At 67.2% G+C, this 16,783-nt stretch carries 16 protein-coding genes and 7 pseudogenes; 9 read left to right on the forward strand and 14 right to left on the reverse strand.

The window, feature by feature from the left end:
* The first annotated feature begins 150 nt into the window (after window positions 1–150).
* Window positions 151–549 (forward strand): hypothetical protein, encoded by a 399-nt coding sequence (locus OG953_RS40100; RefSeq protein WP_405690757.1) that lies wholly within the window; start codon window positions 151–153, stop codon window positions 547–549.
* A gap of 14 nt (window positions 550–563) precedes the next feature.
* On the opposite strand, the pseudogene OG953_RS40105 reads toward OG953_RS40100, so the two are convergent.
* A pseudogene (locus OG953_RS40105) lies at window positions 564–713 on the reverse strand (ATP-binding protein); the annotation flags it as partial.
* A gap of 145 nt (window positions 714–858) precedes the next feature.
* On the opposite strand from OG953_RS40105, the gene OG953_RS40110 reads away from it, so the two are divergent.
* Entirely contained in the window at window positions 859–1,923 is a 1,065-nt protein-coding gene (locus OG953_RS40110; RefSeq protein ID WP_405690759.1) for a tyrosine-type recombinase/integrase, read from the forward strand.
* Window positions 1,920–2,234, forward strand: coding sequence for a helix-turn-helix domain-containing protein (locus tag OG953_RS40115; RefSeq protein WP_405690761.1), 315 nt, complete (start codon window positions 1,920–1,922; stop codon window positions 2,232–2,234). The genes OG953_RS40110 and OG953_RS40115 overlap by 4 nt, the downstream gene beginning before the upstream one ends.
* A gap of 854 nt (window positions 2,235–3,088) precedes the next feature.
* Here OG953_RS40115 and istB read toward each other — a convergent pair.
* Both istB and istA read right to left on the reverse strand, forming a co-directional pair.
* Complete coding sequence (gene istB, locus OG953_RS40120) at window positions 3,089–3,862, reverse strand: IS21-like element helper ATPase IstB (RefSeq protein ID WP_405690762.1); 774 nt, start codon at window positions 3,860–3,862, stop codon at window positions 3,089–3,091.
* The gene (gene istA, locus OG953_RS40125; protein ID WP_405681794.1) at window positions 3,859–5,274 is read right to left on the reverse strand and encodes an IS21 family transposase; all 1,416 of its coding nucleotides are present in this window, start codon (window positions 5,272–5,274) and stop codon (window positions 3,859–3,861) included. The genes istB and istA overlap by 4 nt, the downstream gene beginning before the upstream one ends.
* Before the next feature lie 176 nt (window positions 5,275–5,450).
* On the opposite strand from istA, the gene OG953_RS40130 reads away from it, so the two are divergent.
* A complete protein-coding gene (locus OG953_RS40130; RefSeq protein WP_405690764.1) occupies window positions 5,451–6,278 on the forward strand; it encodes a hypothetical protein in 828 nt (275 codons plus the stop codon).
* 7 nt (window positions 6,279–6,285) lie between these two features.
* On the opposite strand, the gene OG953_RS40135 is transcribed toward OG953_RS40130, so the two are convergent.
* Window positions 6,286–6,681 carry a hypothetical protein gene (locus tag OG953_RS40135; RefSeq protein WP_405690766.1) on the reverse strand — a complete coding sequence of 132 codons (396 nt, stop codon included), beginning with the start codon at window positions 6,679–6,681 and terminating at the stop codon, window positions 6,286–6,288.
* An 85-nt stretch (window positions 6,682–6,766) separates the two neighbouring features.
* Window positions 6,767–7,057: pseudogene (locus OG953_RS40140) on the reverse strand (ATP-binding protein); the annotation flags it as partial.
* Window positions 7,058–7,183: 126 nt separating this feature from the next.
* Between OG953_RS40140 and OG953_RS40145 the strand changes: the two are divergent.
* Window positions 7,184–7,801: a GNAT family N-acetyltransferase gene (locus OG953_RS40145; RefSeq protein WP_405690768.1), complete on the forward strand. Its 618-nt coding sequence runs from the start codon at window positions 7,184–7,186 to the stop codon at window positions 7,799–7,801.
* Here the strand turns inward: OG953_RS40145 and OG953_RS40150 are convergent.
* The 8 genes and pseudogenes from OG953_RS40150 to OG953_RS40185 form a co-directional block, all read right to left on the reverse strand.
* Complete coding sequence (locus OG953_RS40150) at window positions 7,771–8,277, reverse strand: DUF6262 family protein (RefSeq protein ID WP_405690770.1); 507 nt, start codon at window positions 8,275–8,277, stop codon at window positions 7,771–7,773. The two genes, OG953_RS40145 and OG953_RS40150, sit on opposite strands and share 31 nt — an antisense overlap.
* Window positions 8,274–9,788 (reverse strand): tyrosine-type recombinase/integrase, encoded by a 1,515-nt coding sequence (locus tag OG953_RS40155; protein WP_405690772.1) that lies wholly within the window; start codon window positions 9,786–9,788, stop codon window positions 8,274–8,276. Before OG953_RS40155 ends, OG953_RS40150 begins: the two co-directional genes overlap by 4 nt.
* Entirely contained in the window at window positions 9,739–10,431 is a 693-nt protein-coding gene (locus OG953_RS40160; RefSeq protein WP_405690774.1) for a hypothetical protein, read from the reverse strand. The genes OG953_RS40155 and OG953_RS40160 overlap by 50 nt, the downstream gene beginning before the upstream one ends.
* Window positions 10,421–11,410 (reverse strand): tyrosine-type recombinase/integrase, encoded by a 990-nt coding sequence (locus tag OG953_RS40165; protein ID WP_405690775.1) that lies wholly within the window; start codon window positions 11,408–11,410, stop codon window positions 10,421–10,423. The genes OG953_RS40160 and OG953_RS40165 overlap by 11 nt, the downstream gene beginning before the upstream one ends.
* Window positions 11,411–11,443: 33 nt before the next feature.
* Window positions 11,444–11,608, reverse strand: coding sequence for a hypothetical protein (locus OG953_RS40170; protein ID WP_405690777.1), 165 nt, complete (start codon window positions 11,606–11,608; stop codon window positions 11,444–11,446).
* 119 nt (window positions 11,609–11,727) lie between these two features.
* Window positions 11,728–12,060: pseudogene (locus OG953_RS40175) on the reverse strand (ATP-binding protein); the annotation flags it as partial.
* Window positions 12,057–12,972 (reverse strand): annotated as a pseudogene (locus OG953_RS40180) (Mu transposase domain-containing protein); the annotation flags it as partial. The pseudogenes OG953_RS40175 and OG953_RS40180, both read right to left, overlap by 4 nt.
* Window positions 12,973–13,390: 418 nt before the next feature.
* Window positions 13,391–13,498 (reverse strand): annotated as a pseudogene (locus OG953_RS40185) (IS5/IS1182 family transposase); the annotation flags it as partial.
* A 244-nt stretch (window positions 13,499–13,742) separates the two neighbouring features.
* On the opposite strand from OG953_RS40185, the gene OG953_RS40190 reads away from it, so the two are divergent.
* The 3 genes and pseudogenes from OG953_RS40190 to OG953_RS40200 all read left to right on the forward strand — a co-directional run.
* Window positions 13,743–14,501, forward strand: coding sequence for a GntR family transcriptional regulator (locus OG953_RS40190; RefSeq protein ID WP_405690779.1), 759 nt, complete (start codon window positions 13,743–13,745; stop codon window positions 14,499–14,501).
* Between the two features lie 50 nt (window positions 14,502–14,551).
* Window positions 14,552–15,811 (forward strand): MFS transporter, encoded by a 1,260-nt coding sequence (locus OG953_RS40195; RefSeq protein ID WP_405690781.1) that lies wholly within the window; start codon window positions 14,552–14,554, stop codon window positions 15,809–15,811.
* Window positions 15,812–15,896: 85 nt separating this feature from the next.
* Window positions 15,897–16,040, forward strand: a pseudogene (locus OG953_RS40200) (transposase); the annotation flags it as partial.
* Window positions 16,041–16,042: 2 nt separating this feature from the next.
* Here the strand turns inward: OG953_RS40200 and OG953_RS40205 are convergent.
* Window positions 16,043–16,225: pseudogene (locus tag OG953_RS40205) on the reverse strand (IS701 family transposase); the annotation flags it as partial.
* Between the two features lie 154 nt (window positions 16,226–16,379).
* Between OG953_RS40205 and OG953_RS40210 the strand changes: the two are divergent.
* Window positions 16,380–16,772 carry a helix-turn-helix domain-containing protein gene (locus OG953_RS40210; protein WP_405690783.1) on the forward strand — a complete coding sequence of 131 codons (393 nt, stop codon included), beginning with the start codon at window positions 16,380–16,382 and terminating at the stop codon, window positions 16,770–16,772.
* The last annotated feature ends 11 nt before the right edge of the window (window positions 16,773–16,783 follow it).

The following is a 16,783-nucleotide window of genomic DNA, read 5'->3' on the forward strand; positions in this document are numbered from 1 at the left end:
AGGTGGTCCCGGACAGTGGAATCCACGAGTGTTGTCGGAATCCACGAGTGTTGTCGGCGTACTCGACTATGTGCAGAGCCAGGTACGGATGAACGTGCAGAGCGGGCAGCCACTTGAAGGGCTCGCGTCGTGGTTCGAGATGATGGGGCGGTGTCTCTTCGCTATTTCAATCAGACCGGCTGGACCGCGATCTTCAACGGCACTGACACCGAGATCGGCCGCATGGTGTCCGTAGAGGGCTGGGATCAGGAAACTCGAACGGCGCTGGTCGTCGATCCCAAGCGTGGCTCCCTGCGCCCGGTGACGGACTACGAAGACTTCTCCCACCTGGAGAAGGCCGAGCAGATCGTGGCCGCGGTGCCTGGTGGAGGGTGGCAGGTGTATTGGAAAGACGAGGGCCCTGGCGGAACGCCGCTGACGGAACAGGTGCTGGCCTGGCTCATTACGTCGCAGGGGCGGGCGACGGCCATCACGGTCGACGTCCACGGGCATGTTGAGGATGCTGATGGTGCCGACGCCTTCATCCCGCCGGGCGAAGAGTCTGTCTAACAACCGGCGCCGGGTCAGGCAACGTCGGTTTCTCGCTCGATGGCCTGGAGGCGGTTCTTCAGCCGGTAGCTGGGGTCGTTGATGGAGATGACCTCGCAGTGGTGGAGGAGACGGTCAAGGATGGTGGTGGCGAGGACTTCGTCGTCGAAGACCTGTCCCCATTCATCTGAGGCTGGCACATGTTCCTTTTCGTGGATCGCCGCTGCCACCGGCCCGTATCCATCTTCCGTGGTCCTCGTTGGTCTTCATGGTGGTGCGCGGATTCTCCAGGTGCCGCCTTGATCGGTCAGGTGCGAGGAAGGTGTGCCGGTGACATCCCAGTTGCGGGTGGTCCAGGGTGGTGCCGTCCTGCTGGATCCGGTGACCGCCGATCCGTGGGAGTTCCAGGCCGACTGCGTCGAGGCGTTCGTCGCCTCATGGCGGGCCCGGGGGTTCAGCCCGGTGACGGTCGAGAACGACATCGGACTGCTGGACCGGACGCTCACCGCGCTGGGTCGGCCCGCGTGGGAGGTCACTCCCGAAGACATCGACCGTGTGGTCGGCGACCTGGCCCTTGCCGGGCGGGGCGCCTCGACCCGGCGCGAGTACGTGCAGATCTTCAAGGGCTTCCACCGGTTCCTGCAGGTCCGCAAGGCCGTCGAGATCGAAGCGGGGTTCGGCGTCCGCCTGGTCTGCCCGGTGGACGAGTTCAACGCCTCGCGGCATGTCGGGGACGATTCCCCGGCTCAGCTGCCGCCGCCGACCCCGGAACGGGTGGTGGAGTTCTTCGATTTCCTCAAGGCCCGGATCGCCACGGCCCGCAAGTACGGGCCTGCTGCTCGGGATTATGCGATGTTCCGGACCCTGTATCACGCCGGCCTGCGCTCGGAAGAGGCGTCGCTTCTGGAGCGTTCGGACCTCCACTTCACGCGGGGACCGTTCGGAAAACTCCACGTGCGGTTCGGCAAAGGTGCCCGCACTTCTGGACCCAGGCCACGCTGGGTTCCGATGCTGGACGGCCTTGACCTCGTCCTGCACTGGTTCCTCGACGACGTGCGGGGCAAGTTCCCGGACTCACCGGTGCTGTTTGCGGACGAGTCCGGCGGCAGCCTGCACCGCGGGACGATCCGCAACCGCCTGCGCTATCTGATGGAACTCGAAGGACGCCCGGCCACCGACCGGTTCAGCCCACATGCCCTGCGGCGGCCCTGCGCGACCCACAACTACGAACGCGGCGTGGACCTGGTGGCAATCCAGCAACTTCTTGGTCACTGGACGGTCAGCTCGACCATGAGATACGTCCGTCCCTCCGCGACGTTCATCGAGGATGCCTATCGCCGCGCGGTGACCACCACGCTCGGTGAACTCACCGCCGAGGAGGACAGCCCCGCATGAAGATCCGATGGCGCCTGCGGATGGCCGCCGCCCAGCGTGAGATCTGGACCGGCACCCAACTGCAGCGGCTCCTGGCCGAACGCGCCGGGCTGCAAATGTCCTCCGCGTCCGTGTCCGCACTGTTCAGCAAAGAGCCCTCCCAGGTGAAGATGTCGACCTTGATCGCGTTGTGCACCGCGCTGGAATGCACCCCGAATGACTTGTTCGAGGTCGACACCACGCCCGTCGAACGTCCCGCAGTCCCACCGCGCCCGGTTGCCGACCTGCCGAAGGCAGCCTCCGCCCGCGGCCGTTCGATGCCTCCTCTGTGACCTGGAGAGGCTGGCATCGTGGGCGTCAAACAGAGCGACTGCATCGGCTGCGGAGCCCCAGTCGGCTTCATCGACCGGCACTTCTGCTGCCGCTGCACTGCCCAGCAGAAGGAGGCCGCGGCCCGGGCCGCTTGTCCCCGCTGCGGCCAGCAGCGTGTACTCCAGGCGGACACCGGCCGGTGCATCACTTGCTCACGCGTATGCACCGCCTGCGGACACCCGGTGCGGAGCAAGTCCTCGATTCTCTGCCGCACATGCTCGCGCGAGTCTGAACGCGCCGCCGCCAAGGCACTCTGCCCTTGCTGCGGCCGGCCCGGATATCTGCGCGAGGACACCGGCTGGTGCGGGCATTGCTCGCGTCCCCGGCAGGCCAAGCAGCCGCCCCGGGCCTGCGAACAATGCGGCAGAGTACGAAAGCACACAGGTCTGGGACTCTGTTCGGCTTGCTGGCAGCGTCACCCCGACCGGCCCTTCGTCCGGGCCGAGCACCTCATCGCCGAACTCGACAATCCGCCCGACTGGCTGCAGGACTTCACTACAGATCTCGCCGCCAAGTACTCCGTCGGCCGGGCCTGCACGATGATCACTTCCCTGGGGCGACTTCTTACCGACGGCCAGCCCAACCTCCCCCAGTCCGTACTCGAACGCTCCCGCCGCCCGGGCCGCTCGATGGGATCCCTCGCTCGTGCCCTGGAGACCTTCTTCACCAGTCGCGGTCCAGCGATGGCCACCGATCAGACCGAACGGCTCGCAGCCGGCCGCCGACAACGTCGCATCCTCGCGGTCCCCGCTGTCGGCGTACGGGCTGTAGTGCAGAGGTATGTACGGGCTGATGTACAGAGCTTGAGACTGTGTCAGCTGACGGCGGCGATGCCGCCTTCGATGGCAGTGAGGCGGTTCTTCAGGCAGTAGCTGGCGCCGTTGATGGCGAGGATTTCGCAGTGGTGGAGGAGGCGGTCGATGATGGCGGTGGCCAGAACGTCGTCGCCGAAGACCTGGCCCCACTCGCTGAAACTTTTGTTCGATGTCAGCAAGGTGGAGCCCTTTTCGTAGCGCTTGGAGAGCATCTGGAAGACGAGGTTCGCCTCGTCACGTTCCAGTGGGAGGTATCCGACCTCATCGACCACGAGGACGTTGGGCCGTAGGTAGGTGCGGAGTTTGCTGGCCAGGCGGCCGATGGAGTCGGCGGCTTTGAGCTGGCGGACCATGTCGTCGAGGGTCGTGAAGTAGATCGTGTAGCCGGCCCGGCAGGCGGCGACCGCCAGGGCGACCGCGAGGTGTGTTTTCCCTACTCCCGGCGGGCCCAACAGAGCAACGTTGGCCCTGGCCTCGACGAACGCGAGGGTGGCCAGATCCTTGACCTTCCTGGGGTCGAGTTCGGGCTGGTAGGAGAAGTCGTACTCCTCGATCGTCTTGTAGTGCGGCAGCCGGGAGACCCGCAGGGCATGGCGGAAGCGGCGCTCTTCACGGACGGCGAGTTCTTCTTCCAGGACGAGGTCGAGGAAGTCGAGGTAGGCCATCTGACCGGCATCGGCCCGCCCGACGTACTCGGCCAGCGACTGGGTCAGATGGGGCAGGCCGAGCTTGGTGGCGGTGGCGCGGATCCGGGCGGTGACCAGCTCGCTCAACGCATGTCCCTGGGGTCGATGGGGGCGGGGGTGAAGGGGTGGGTGCCGGTGATCTGGTCGTAGAGCGCCAGCGGCCGGGTGCCGACGTGGACTTGCGCGGCTCTGGCCCGGGTCAGCAAGGAAACAAGCCCGCCGGGCTCGGCGTCCGTGCGGGCCGGCCTGGCCGCAGGCGTGCCGGGATCGGTGGTGGTGGCGCGGGTATGTCCGTCGGGCAGGCCCTGCCAGTGCGCTTCGTCCACGATGCGGGCGCCGCGGCCGACCGCGCGCGGATGGACGGCCAGCAGCGTGATGCCCTGGGCGTCGGGCACGGTGGAATGCAGTGCGACCGTGGCAGCCGAGGCCCTGACCTCGACCAACTGTCGGTGGCGGACCTTGATGGCGGGCACCGAGTACAAGTTGGCGTCGAAAGCGACCAGGCAGTCCTTGCCGACGTGCCGCAAGAATCGGTCGGCGACGATGTAGGGGCGGGCCGGCAGCGGCCGCAGCGCGGCGTGATCTCGTGTGGCTCGCACGCCGATCACTTCGCCGTGGGTGCGGTGGGTGCGGGCCCGGCGCTGGGGGACCCAGGCCATGAACGCCCCGTCCAGGTCATCCAGCCCGGAGAAGGCCCGGCCGGCCAGTACGTGATCACGGACGATGGTCACCTGGCGTTCGACCCGGCCCTTGCCGGTGGGCCGGTAGGCGGCCAGCACATCGATGTCGAAGTCGTAGTGCCCGGCGAATGCGACGGCCTCCGGATGCAGCGGGACCGCCTCGCCGGGTGCGACATGACGGCGGACCACGGTCTTGGTCCGGTCGTAGACGATCACGCCGGGCACCCCGCCGTAATGCGCGAACGCCCGGCGGTGGCACTCCCAGAACGCCGCCAGGTTCTGGCTGGTGGTGAAACAGCAGAACGGATCCCGGGAGTAGGACAGGACCATGTGGAAGGAGTAGACCTTCGGGATCCCGACATGGGCCAGAATGCCGCCCTCGTCACCCCAGTCGACCTGGGCCTGAGCGCCGGGCACCACCTCGAAACGACGGTGGAGGCGGGCCAGCTCCCGCGGGGTGTATCCGAGCTCCTCCGCGATCCTGGGGCGGGCCTGCTGCACATACATCTTGACGCGCTGGTAGTGGTGCGGGAAGCCGTACTGCTCGACGAGACGCTCATGGATCACCGCGGCTTTCAGCAGCACCTCGGCCCGCAGCCAGGCATCGATCACATGCGCCCATGGCTTGATCACCTGGTTGCCCAGATCCGACCGCGGCGCCGGAGCCGGAGGCTCGGGCGGCCCGTCGCTCTCCAGGTACTTCTTGACCGTGCGCCAGTTCAGGCCGGTCTCCCGGGCGATCTCCGAGATGCTCGCGCCAGCCTCATGCAGAGACCGGAAGCGCCGCAACTCCAGCCACCGCTCCGGTTCCAGCAGCATGCCCCGAGCCTCCCTCATCGCCGCACAACGTCAGCGACAGACTCCACTCACCGCCCCGGCCCCGGCCAGACACGCCGGAGCACCTCTGCAGATCAACCCGTACGCACCTCTGCACCAGAGCCCGTACGCCGACACCCGCCCCCCTGCGGCCTTCGGTGGAGGCTTTCGCCGACGTCATGATCCGCTCGCGTGAGCGGTCCCGGCGTGCCGGAACGCTGCCCCGCACCGATGCCACCATCGAAGCCGCACTGGCCATCGTGCGTGACCTCGCCCGGTTCCTCGCCGGTGAGCGCGGCAAGCAGGATTGGGCACTGACCGACGTGCACGACCTCGAAGCTTTCCTGGCAGGCTCGCCCAAGGCCCGGCAGCGTCGGCTGGTGGTGCTCGGACAGTTCTTCCGCTTCGCACGTTCCCAGAAGATCGTCCTCATCGATCCCGCCCGCGGTCTGACCAGCCGAGGACCGAGCGGCTTCACCGGTGCGACGCTGACGCTTGACCAGCAACGTGTGCTGTTCCGCCGCTGGACAACGGATCCGGCCGTCCACCCGCACGAAGCCCTGCTGGGCATGCTCGCCTTGTTGCACGGCGCCTCAAGCCGCGAGGTCAAGATACTGCAGGCCGTTGACCTCGACTTTCGTACCCGGACCGCCCGGCTCGGCAACCGCCCGCATCCGGTCCCTTTGGATCCACCGTCCTGGATGGCAGTGGAACGCTGCCTGGCCCACCGCGAAGACCAGCGGACGGACAACCCGCATGTGATGGTCACCCGCCAGACGAAGTCCGGCCGGGGACCGGCATCCACCGCCTATGTCAGTCACGTCCTCGACGCCTGCGGCTACCCACCCCGCGTGATCCGCTGCACTCGACTGCTTGACCTGGTCAACACCATGGACCCCAAGCTCGTCGCCGCCGCGTTCGGCGTGGACCCCGAGGCCACCATGATCTATCTGTCCGACCGCATCGATGAGACCCGCTTGGCGGAGTGGGCGACGACCAAGGGCTGACCTCTGGTCAGAGGTCGTATGGGTAGAGAGCGATCTTCTCGCGCTCGATGAAGAGTTCAACCCACGTGCCGGCAACACCTTCGGGCAGCGCATCAGCAAGGTCCAGCAGAATCTGCGAGCCATCGAAGTCCAGCACGGCGGCGCCGTCCACGGTGAGGTTCAACCGTCCGCGCAGGACAACGCAGTGTCCGCCGGGTCGGACTCCCGGTCCGACGCCGACAGCCGGCTTCGCGTTCCGCCCCCAGGCGATGCCCTCATCGACCGTCCACTCGACGTGGTATTTGCCCGGCTTCGCGGCTTGGTCACCGCACCAGCGGACCGCTGTCCCTCCGAACGGGGTCCGGATCTGGGCCAGCCAGGGGCTCCAGGGAAACTTTGCGACCTTCACCAGTTCGACCAACATCGTTCGATCATGCAGCATCCGAGTTTCTACCGGAACCCGTGAACTTTCGGCGCTGCCTGGCACAGGTTCGCCGGAACATGTGCGCTTTGCTGAAGGTCTTGTTCGAGGTCAGGACGATCGAGCCCTTCTCGTAGCGCTTCGAGATGACCTGGAAGACCAGGTTCGCCTCGGATCGTTCGAGGGGCTGGTAGCCGACCTCATCGACGACGAGGACGCTGGGCCGCAGGTAGGTGCCGAGCTTGTTCGTCAGACGTCCGGCGGCCTCGGCGGTTTTGAGGTTGCGGACCATGTCGTCGAGGCTGGTGAAGTAGATCGAGTAGCCGGCCCGGCAGGCCGCGACCGCGAGAGCGACGGCGATGTGCGTCTTGCCGACCCCGCCCGTTATCGCTGGTTTGATTGCTGATACCGCTCAACATGGCTGGCCACGAAGTTCCTTCGATCGATGTGAGGTGGCCCGAGGAACTCGTTTGCCGAGACACCCAGCTGCGTTGAGAATCGCTTCGTGAGTGATCATGTGCAGGCAGACTTTTCCGTCAATCCCACGCTTGTTGGGGAGCGGGTGCTCCTGCGCCCGTTCCTCCTGGACCAGGACGCTTCCGTGCTTCGCTCGTTGCTCCAGGATCCGGAGGTGGGCCGCCTGACCGGCAGCAGCCATGGATCGGCAGATCGTGAGCCTTGGGACGAGGCCGCTGAGGAACGGATGCATGCGTGGTATGGCACCCGCCACGAGCAAGCGGACCGGCTGGACCTGGCCGTCGTCGAGCGGGCGACCGGCGCCTGCGTGGGCGAGGCGGTGCTCAACGAGTGGGACAGCGGCAATCACAGCTGCAACTTCCGGATCGCGCTGGCTGCGGCGGGCCAAGGCCGGGGGTTCGGGACCGAAGCGGCGCGGTTGATCGTCGGTTATGGCTTCGAGGGCCTCGGTCTGCACCGGATCTCGCTTGGGGTGTTCGCCTTCAACCCGCGTGCCCGACGCGCCTATGAGAAGGCGGGGTTCGTCGTGGAGGGCGTCCGACGCGACGCGCTGCTGTATGACGGTGCGTGGGTGGACGACATCGTGATGTCGATCCTCGCTCCCGAATGGGAGCGTCACCGCGGCCATCCGAAGGCTGCCCAGTGATGACGCCGTATTCTGCTGGGCAGGGCATCAGCAGGGTCCGATGACTCGGGCTTGTGGCGGTGGGTGTCTCCGCCGCGGCGGGCGAGTTCGCGGCGGAGGTCGAGGTTCTCGCCGTGGGCCTGTTCGAGCGCGTCCCGCAGTGCCTGTACTTCTTCTCGGTGCCGCTTCTTGAGGCGGGTGATCTGGCCGGTCAGCGCGAGGACGAGGGTGCTTTGCTCGTCGGCCGGAGAGGCCGGTGCGGGGGCAAGACGGGCTTGGGCCCGGAGTCGTTCGATGCGTCCTCGCAGGTCGGGGTGGTTATAGAGGAAGGCGTGGGAGACACCGGCCTCGCGCTGGACGGCCTGGAAGGTGATCGGCTCACTGCGTTTGACCAGGGTGCGGATCGCCTTCTCTGCCGCGTCGGTCTTGGCCTGGGACTTGGCCTTCGCGGCGGCGGCAAGGGTCTGGGTGCGTTTGGCGCGAGCGTCGTCGGTCATGGCCGGGTCCTTCGGTGGCGGTCGAGGTCGAGGGTGAGAGGGACGGGGCCGGTGGGGGCTGTGCCGCAGCCGGCGCCCTGGACCGCGCGTCCCGGCTTGGAGCGGATGGTGTCCAGCAGCTTCGTGAGGGCCGCGTGTTCGGCTCTGCGTTGCATCAGCCAGACGTTGTCCTTGGGCATCGGGCGGCCGTGCCGTTCCTGGAACGCGGTGGTGCTGCGGTTGATCAGGGCTTCGGTCTCGGCCAACTGCCGCTGAAGTGCGGTCTGGTGGGAGGCGTCGGTGACGAAGACCGAGCAGGTCAGGCAGGCGTTTCCCTTGTCGCAGGTCTGCAGGGGCGGCAGCTGGCACCAGCCGTGGGGCATGAACCGGTCGGCACGGTCAAACAGGTGGAGGCTGTCGTGGTCGTCGCGGGAGAAAGCCACCTGGGTGCCGTCTGCGCGGAGTTTCGCGGTGGCCAGGAACGCCTGCTCGGCGTGTTCCTGGCGGGCGGCGACGTAGTGCATCGTCATCGACGGGGTGGCGTGTCCGGCATAGCGCATCAACACGTGCACGGGCAGGCCGAGTTCGGCGAGTCGGGTCAGCTTGGTGTGGCGGAAGCGGTGGGTGTGGCTGAGCCCGACGGGCTTGCCCTTGCTGTCGTTGATCTTGACGAGCTTGCTGAACTCGCGGAGCATCCAGTTGTAGGTGCCCGAAGGGTAGGGCTTGTCGCCCTGGCGGTTGCCGGTCCGCTGCAGGAAAAGGTGGCGCGGGGTGATGCCGGGGAAGTGGTCGCGGACCCAGTGTCGTTGTTCCTCGATGACCGCGACGACCTCGGCGTCGACGAGGATGTTGTCCGGCGCGATGTCGATCTTGCTCTGTGCGTAGTGGAAGCGGGCGATCTGTTCGCCCTCGGCGGCGTCGACGGCCCGGTCGGGGACCGGGGAGAGGCAGTCGAAGCGGCTGGTGCGGATCTCGCTGGACCGTCGTCCGGTCAGGATCTGCAGCAGGATCATGCGCATGGCCTGCGGGTCGTCGAAGCCGCAGGCGGTGACCTGCTGCCCGTCGCCGCGAGTGATCAGCATGTCCTCATCGCGGCTGAGGCCAAGCAGGGGCAGGGCGGCGGGGATCTGCGCGAGCGCGTGGTCATCGACATAGTGCTCGTCGTTGAGTTCCCGCTGGTGCGGGATGCGGGAGACCTGGCGGAACCAGCCGGCCGCGTGTGCGTCGGTGACCCGCGACCACGGGTTGGGTCCAAGAACCTGGCGGGCCTCGGCAGGGTTGGCGGCGACGAACGCGAAGAGTTCGGCGACGGCCCGCAGGTCGTCGTTGACCAGGCGTGGATGGACGGGCTGCCCGGCGAACCGTTGCTCGTTCTGGCGAAGGAGCCGGTTGGCGGGGTCGGCGTCCCAACGGCGGAAGGCGGCGGCCAGCTGGACCGCGTGGGCGGGGTCGCCCAGGACATCGAGCGGGTCGGTGAAGGTCTCAAGCCACCGGTCGAAGCGGGCGAAGCACCGCATCCTCTCCTGGCTCACCGTCGACCAGCGCAAGGTCCCGGCCTCCAGCTGGGTGGCCCAGGCACCACTTCACGGCCTCACGCAGCCACGGCTGACCGATCTTCGAGGGCGAACAGCCATAGTGGGCCTGGGGCTCGTGCTCGGCCAGCGGGATCCGCGGGTCGCAACGGGGATGCCACTCGTCCAGGGACCACCAGGGGCCGTTGGTGCAGCGGGCCAGCAGGGCCAGGCGGGAGAAGCGGAAGATCACCCGCAGCCGGGCGACGCTGCCGCGGGGCGGGAGCCGGCCCCAGCGGGTGGCATAGAACCACCGCTGCAAAGCGGCCGCCGTCTCCCAGCCCATGGCACGGATGGATGTCGGGAAGGGGTGGTTGTCGCGGATCGCCCGGCGCAGGATGTTCGCGAACTGGTTGGTGCCCAGCACCGACGAGCGGGTCCCGTCCATCGCCTGCCAGTGCGCCATCCAGGCCAGCTCGGCGGCAATCAGGTCGGGCAGCCCGGTCAGGTCGATGCGGCGGTCACCGTTCTCGGTGATCCTGTCCCAGTCGTCGATGCCGTCACCGATCACCGGCCCCTTCCAGGGCTCGGGCAGCTCCAGCCAGAGCCGCCAGAACGGGTCCTCTTCGCCGGCCGCGTGCAGATGACGCTGTTCACCGGCCATCGTCGACCTGCCAGGCGGAGATGTACGACTTCCAGTTCGCCGCAGCCCGCAGGGCCTCGTCCTCGCGGACCCAGCCATATAGGTCGAGCGTGGTCTGCACGTGTGCGTGACCGAGTCGGCGTGAGACCACCCACTCCGGCGTCCCGGCCAGCAGCAGCGCGGTCGCGTGACCGTGGCGGAACCAGTGCGGCGTCCAGGAGGCCGGACCGATGCCCTTCTTGCGCAGCGCGGACACCTTGTCCCGCACCGTCCCTTCACGCAGGGCGGCCAGCAGCGGCGGCCTCTCCAGGTTCACCAGCAACGGCGATCCGGTATCGATCTCTATGCCGAACCCGGCGGCCCGGCAGACGAGTTGGGTGAGGTAGTCGGCGAACAGTCGCTCCAGGTCGCAGCCGACGTAGACCCGACGCGGGCGCATCATCTTCACCCTGGCCCCGTTCGTGTTGTCCTCCCGGGGCACGATCTCGACATAGGGAGTGGATCCGCGGCCCATCACAAAGTCGCAGATCCGCAGGCCGAGGGCCTCGCCAAGGCGCATCCCGGTCTCCGCGAGCAGCGCGAACAGCAGCCGGTCGCGCAGGTTGCCCGCCCACTCGCAGACCAAGGCGTCCGGCATCGCGCAACCGTCCAGAATCGCCTGGATCTCAGTGGGCAACAGCAGCGGTGGGCGCCCACGGTGCCGCTGGCGCCGGACCCTGACCAGCGAGGACGGAGCGGGAGCGGTGCGGGCGTCCAGATGCGCGAGAAGTCCCCGGGCCGGGGCCCGGCGCGGCGTCCCGCGCATGAGCCGGCCCGCGACCGGCACCGAGAAGACCGCCTCCTGCCAGCGATAGAAGGAGATCAACGCAGCCAGCCTCGCCTCCAACGTCCCTGTCTCCGGCGCCTGTTCGGGCTCGGTCAGCGCGTGCTCGACGGTGCGGCCGTTGCGGAGCCAGGACAGGAACCCGGCGACCGCCGGGACCCCGAGTTCGCGCCACATCGCGGTCTCGTCACGCTGTTCGAGGAAGGTCCATCATTGGGCCAGCGAGGTGGCATAGCCACGGACAGTGTTCGGTGACCACAGCTGCCGATGGGCCTCCAGCCAGTCCTCGACCGGAGCGACGGTCCGGTACTTCTCGTCGATCACGGTCCACGTCCGCTGCCCGTTCGCGGGCCGGACCGCCAAGCTGTGTGCCACTGATGTCGTTCCGTCTCGTTGAAGAACTCCTGTTGATAGCAATGCATCAACGACGCAGAACGCTCACGGTGACGCTCGTTGCAGACAGAGAAGAGAGGGGCTCAGGCCCCGCTGATAACGGGCGGCCCGAGCAGGGCGGCGTTCGCCTTGCCGTCGACGAACGAGAGGGTGGCAAGGTCCTTGACCTTCCTCGGATCGAGGTCGGGCTGGAAGGAGAAGTCGTACTCGTCGAGCGTCTTGTGGTGCGGCAGCCGCGAGAGCCGCAGGCCCTGGCGGAAGCGGCGGTCATCACGGACGGCCAGTTCCTCGGACAGCACCCGGTCGAGGAATTCGAGGTAGCCCATCTGCCCCTCGTCGGCCCGCCGGGTGTACTCGTTGATTGTTTCGGCCAGGTGGGGCAGGCCGAGCTTGCCGGCCGTGTTCCGGATGCGGGTGGAGACCAGCTCGCTCAAGACGTTTCCCTCGTGCTCGGACGGGTGGTGAAGGGACGGGTTCCGGTCAGCTCGTCATAGACCGACAGCGGACGGCGGCCGACCTCGATGCGGGTGGCCGCGGCCCGGTTCAGCAGAGCCTGCAAAGGTCCGGCCTCCTCGCCCAGAGGACGCTCACGACGGGGCCGTGGCAGGACATCGCCGGTGGTGGTGCGGCGTCCCTTGCCCGTGGGCAGACCGTCCAGTGGGCCTCTTCGACGACGCGAGCCCCGCGGCCGATCGCCCGAGGATGGGTGGCCAGCAGCGTCCCGCCGCTGGAGTCGGCGACCGTGGAATGCAGCACGACCTGCGACTTCATGGCCCGGATCTCCACCAGTTGACGCGGTCGGACCTTGCGTGCGGGCACCGAGTAGAGGTTGCCGCCGAAAAAAGCGACCAGGCAGTCCTGGCCGACCGGCCGCAGGTGCCGCTCGGCCACCAGATAGGGCGTCGGCGGCAGCGGCCTAAGGTCCGCGTGGTCATGAGCTGCCCGTTCGCCGATGACCTGCTGGTGAGTCCTGTGCGTCTGAGCCCGCCGTTGGGGCACCCAGCCGTTGAACGCGGCGTCCATCTCCTCGATGGAGGAGAAAGCTCGTCCCGACAGGACGTGATCGCGGACGATCAGCACCTGGCGTTCGACGCGGCCCTTGCCGGTGGGCCGGTAGGCGGCCAGGACGTCGACGTCGAAGTCGTAGTGGCCGGCGAACCCGACCGCTTCCGGGTGCAGCGGGACCGCCTCACCCCCGGAGCGACGTGCCGGCGGACGACGGTCTTGGTCCGGTCGTAGACGATCGTCATCGGCACCCCGCCGAAATGGGCAAACGCCCGGCGGTGGCAGTCAAAGAAAGTCTGCAGGTCCTGGCTGGTGGTGAAGCAGCAGAACGGGTCCCGCGCTGCACCTGGCCTCCCAGGCGTGGTATCTCCGCAGGGCCACCGGCCGTGCCTGGCCGGAGCGCTTCGTCGCGTGTGCTGCCTGTGCTGCCGCCGGCATCGGTGTGTTCTGGGCGCCCCGGCCGGTTTCCGTTGCCGCACTGGACATCGTCCTGATCGTGCTCGCGGTCGTCCTGTCACGGGTGCACCGGAAGCTGGGGGGAATCCCGGAAGGCGACGGCAGCCCCCGTGTGGTCGGGCTCCCGGACAGCGGCCCGAAGCGCCGGGGCAAGGGCCTGCGCTGGGAGGAAGTCGCCCTCCTGGCCTCGATCAGCACCGACTACTACACCCGCCTGGAACAGGGCCGCAGGCGGCGGGATCGCGTCGAGCAGCGGCAGCAACTGGGTGACGCCTTCGCGGTTCCCGCCGGTCAGCAGGACCGCCGGTCCGGCAACGGCTTGCGGCCCGGATACCGGAAGCGCCGGTCGCGCTGCGGCAGCAGCGGCTCAAGGCGGTCCCCCCGCTCATCCGACACGATCCACGGCGACATCCCCACACCGGACCGAACGCTCAACTCTCCTGCCGGACAAGGCCATCAAGGCCGATCCACCTCATGGTGTCAGCCGTTGCAAGCCGCGCGGGCGGCACAATTCCGATTCGCGTCACACGAACCTCCGTAGCCGCTTGAGTACCGAGCGTATTTCTACTCCAGTAGCTTTCACCTGGTGCAGTAGCTTGCCAACGCCGCCTGGAATCACCAGCTGCCGCGCAGCAGAGCAACCGGAGGGTCACAAATGCCTCGAGAGGCGCCGTACCTTGCAGTAGCCGACGCGCTGCGCGCACGGATTCTCGCGGGAGAGTGGGAGATCGGGGAGCGCCTGCCGTCCCGGGCGCAGCTCGCCGAGGAGTACGGGGTCGGGCGCAACGTCACGCAGAGGGCCATGGACCGCTTGATCATCAAGGGCCTCCTCGAAGGGCGCGCGGGCTCGGGCACCTACGTCCGCATGCCGCGCGAACGCCTGCGGATGGTCCGCTCGCGGCAACGCGAACGCCGGGACGGCTCCCCCTCCCTCGCCGGCATGAAGGAGCGGGGCAAGGCCAGCGCCTGGGATTCGCACAGCCAGACACGCGTCCCCGCTCCTGAGTCAATTGCCGAGCGGCTCGCCATCAGCCCCGCAGACCTCTGCGTCAACACGCACTACGAGTTCCTCGCCGACGGTCAACCCGTCCAGCTCTCCGAATCCTGGGAGCCGATGGCCATCACGGACGGAACGCCGATCGTTCTGCCCGAGACGGGCCCCCTCGCGGGAAAGGGGGTGGTTGAGCGCATGCGCTCCATCGGCGTGGACATCGAGACCGTGGTCGAGCTGCCGCGCCCGGCTCGAGCCACCCAGGCACAGGCGAATCTACTGGGGATCAGCGTCGGGGACCTGGTGCTCCAGATCGAGCGGACCATCTACGACACCGACGGACGTCCGGTGGAAACCGCCGACATCGTCATTCCGGACATGCGCCGGGAAGTGGCCTACGAGTTCGTGGTCGACCAGCCGTAGCAGTTGAAGCCAGTAGAGCGACATTTCAAATCCGACAGTAGGTAACTCGAATGTCAATACCCTCCCGACTCGGGCTCCTGCGCGATCCGGACTTCGGGCGTCTGTTTGCCGCCACCGCGCTCGGTCAGCTGGGCGATCGCATCATTTTTCTCGCATTGCCTCTGGTTGCGATCGTGGCATTGAATGCTGACGAGTTCCAGGTTGGATCACTGGCCGCGATGACCACGGCAGGCTCACTCCTGGTCGGGCTACCGGCAGGCGCGTGGGTGGACCGCATGCGGAAGCGATCAGTGATGATCAGCGCTGATCTCGCGAGGGCGGTGGCTCTCTTGACGATACCGGTGGCGTGGTGGTCGAACCTTCTGACGATCTGGTGGCTCTACGCAGTCGCGTTGGTTCATGGAGTGCTGACAGTCTTCTTCGATGTCGCGTACGTCAGCTATCTGCCGCACCTGGTGGGACGCGGCAATCTCGTTGAAGGAAACTCAAAACTCTCGGCGATACGCTCGGTAACCAGTATCAGCGGACCAGGGATGGCAGGACCGCTGGTCGGCTGGCTCGGGGCCCCTGTAACGCTTTTGGTGAGTTCGGTCGGGATGGCGATGTCGGGTCTGCTCGCGACCAGTATCCGCAAACGCGAACAGAAGCCGGAGCCGAGTGAGCATCCTCAACTGCTTCGAGACATCAAAGATGGATTGAAGTTTGTTCTCAAGCATCCCACCCTGCGTGCAATAATCCTGGGAGATGCGATATTCAACCTCTTCCTGGTCATGTATCAAACCATGTTGCTGGTCTTCTTGGAGAGGGAGATAAACCTTGAGTCCTTCGGTATCGGCCTCATTCTGTCGGGAATGGGCTGCGGCGCCCTGCTGGGCGCGCTGTCGGCAACCAGGTTCTCGAAGCGGGTCGGGCAAGGCCCGGTCATCTGGCTCGCACCACTTGTCACCTGCCCGCTGACAGCCCTGATGCCGTTGGCGCATCCGGGTTGGAGCGTGTATGTGGCTGCGCTCGGACTAGCGTCCCTTTCCCTGGGCGGAGTCGTCCGCTTTGTGGCTCAATCAAGCTTCCAACAAACCCTCACACCAGATCGGCTCTTGGGCCGGATGAGCGCGACAGCCCGGTTCGTGTCCTGGGGCGGCATTCCGCTCGGCGGGCTTTTGGGGGGAGCCTCGGGCTCTGTGGTCGGGGCAAAAGCTACATTGTGGATCGGTGCCGCCGGTATGACGTTGAGCATCCTCCCGTACATCCTGTCACCGCTTCGAAGCATGCGCGAATTGCCCAAGGAAGAAGATCCCGAGCTCGTGCGCTGAGGCTTGCAACGGCTGACACCATGAGGTGGATCGGCCTTGATGGCCTTGTCCGGCAGGGGAGTTGAGCGTTCGGTCCGGTGTGGGGATGTCGCCGTGGATCGTGTCGGATGAGCGGGGGGACCGCCTTGAGCCGCTGCTGCCGCAGCGCGACCGGCGCTTCCGGTATCCGGGCCGCAAGCCGTTGCCGGACCGGGAGGTGCTGTGCGGGATCCAGTACATGCTGCACACCTGACCGGCTTCCTCAGCCAGAGTCCAGCCGTTCTTGCGCTCCAGTGGCGCAACCAGGCCCCGCATATACGCCAACGCCGACTTCCGCGGTTCGGCCCGGGAGAACCGGTGAACGAACCGGCCGTGCACCTCGGTCGGACCCGCTGACCAACGCCGGGCATCCTCCGGCCTCGCATCCCACCCCATGACAACCCCAACGAACCGTCACCACAAAGACCGTTGCAGCACTTCGGCAGTACTGCTGGGCGCGGGTCTCGTGGTGCGCCACTTTGAGCGGGAAGGGGGCGGACAGGTCACTGGATCTGCCACGGACAGCGGTGAACCGTGGTGTGATGGCGCCGTGAGCCGCGCTGCAGAAGAGACCAACCGCCGCATGCTTCGGGCACGGGATGCGATGGACCGCGCCTACGCGCAGCCGCTGGACGTCCCGGCCCTGGCCCGGATCGCCCATGTGTCCCAGGCGCACTTCACGCGCACATTCCGGGCCACGTTCGGCGAGACGCCGCACCGCTACCTGCAGCGCCGCCGTGTCGAGCGTGCGATGTTCCTGTTGCGGGAGACCGACCGGAGTGTCACGGACATCTGCTTCCAAGTCGGCTTCGGCAGCCCGGGAACTTTCAGCCGCACATTCCGCGACATCGTCGGCCGGTCACCGAGGACGTACCGCAAGGAAGCGGAGGCCACGGGCGTACCGACGTGCTTCACGATGGCGTGGATGCGACCGAGCGCCTGAGCCCGGATCCA

The sequence above is a fragment of the Streptomyces sp. NBC_00057 genome, from assembly GCF_045041165.1.
Classification (GTDB): domain Bacteria; phylum Actinomycetota; class Actinomycetes; order Streptomycetales; family Streptomycetaceae; genus Streptomyces.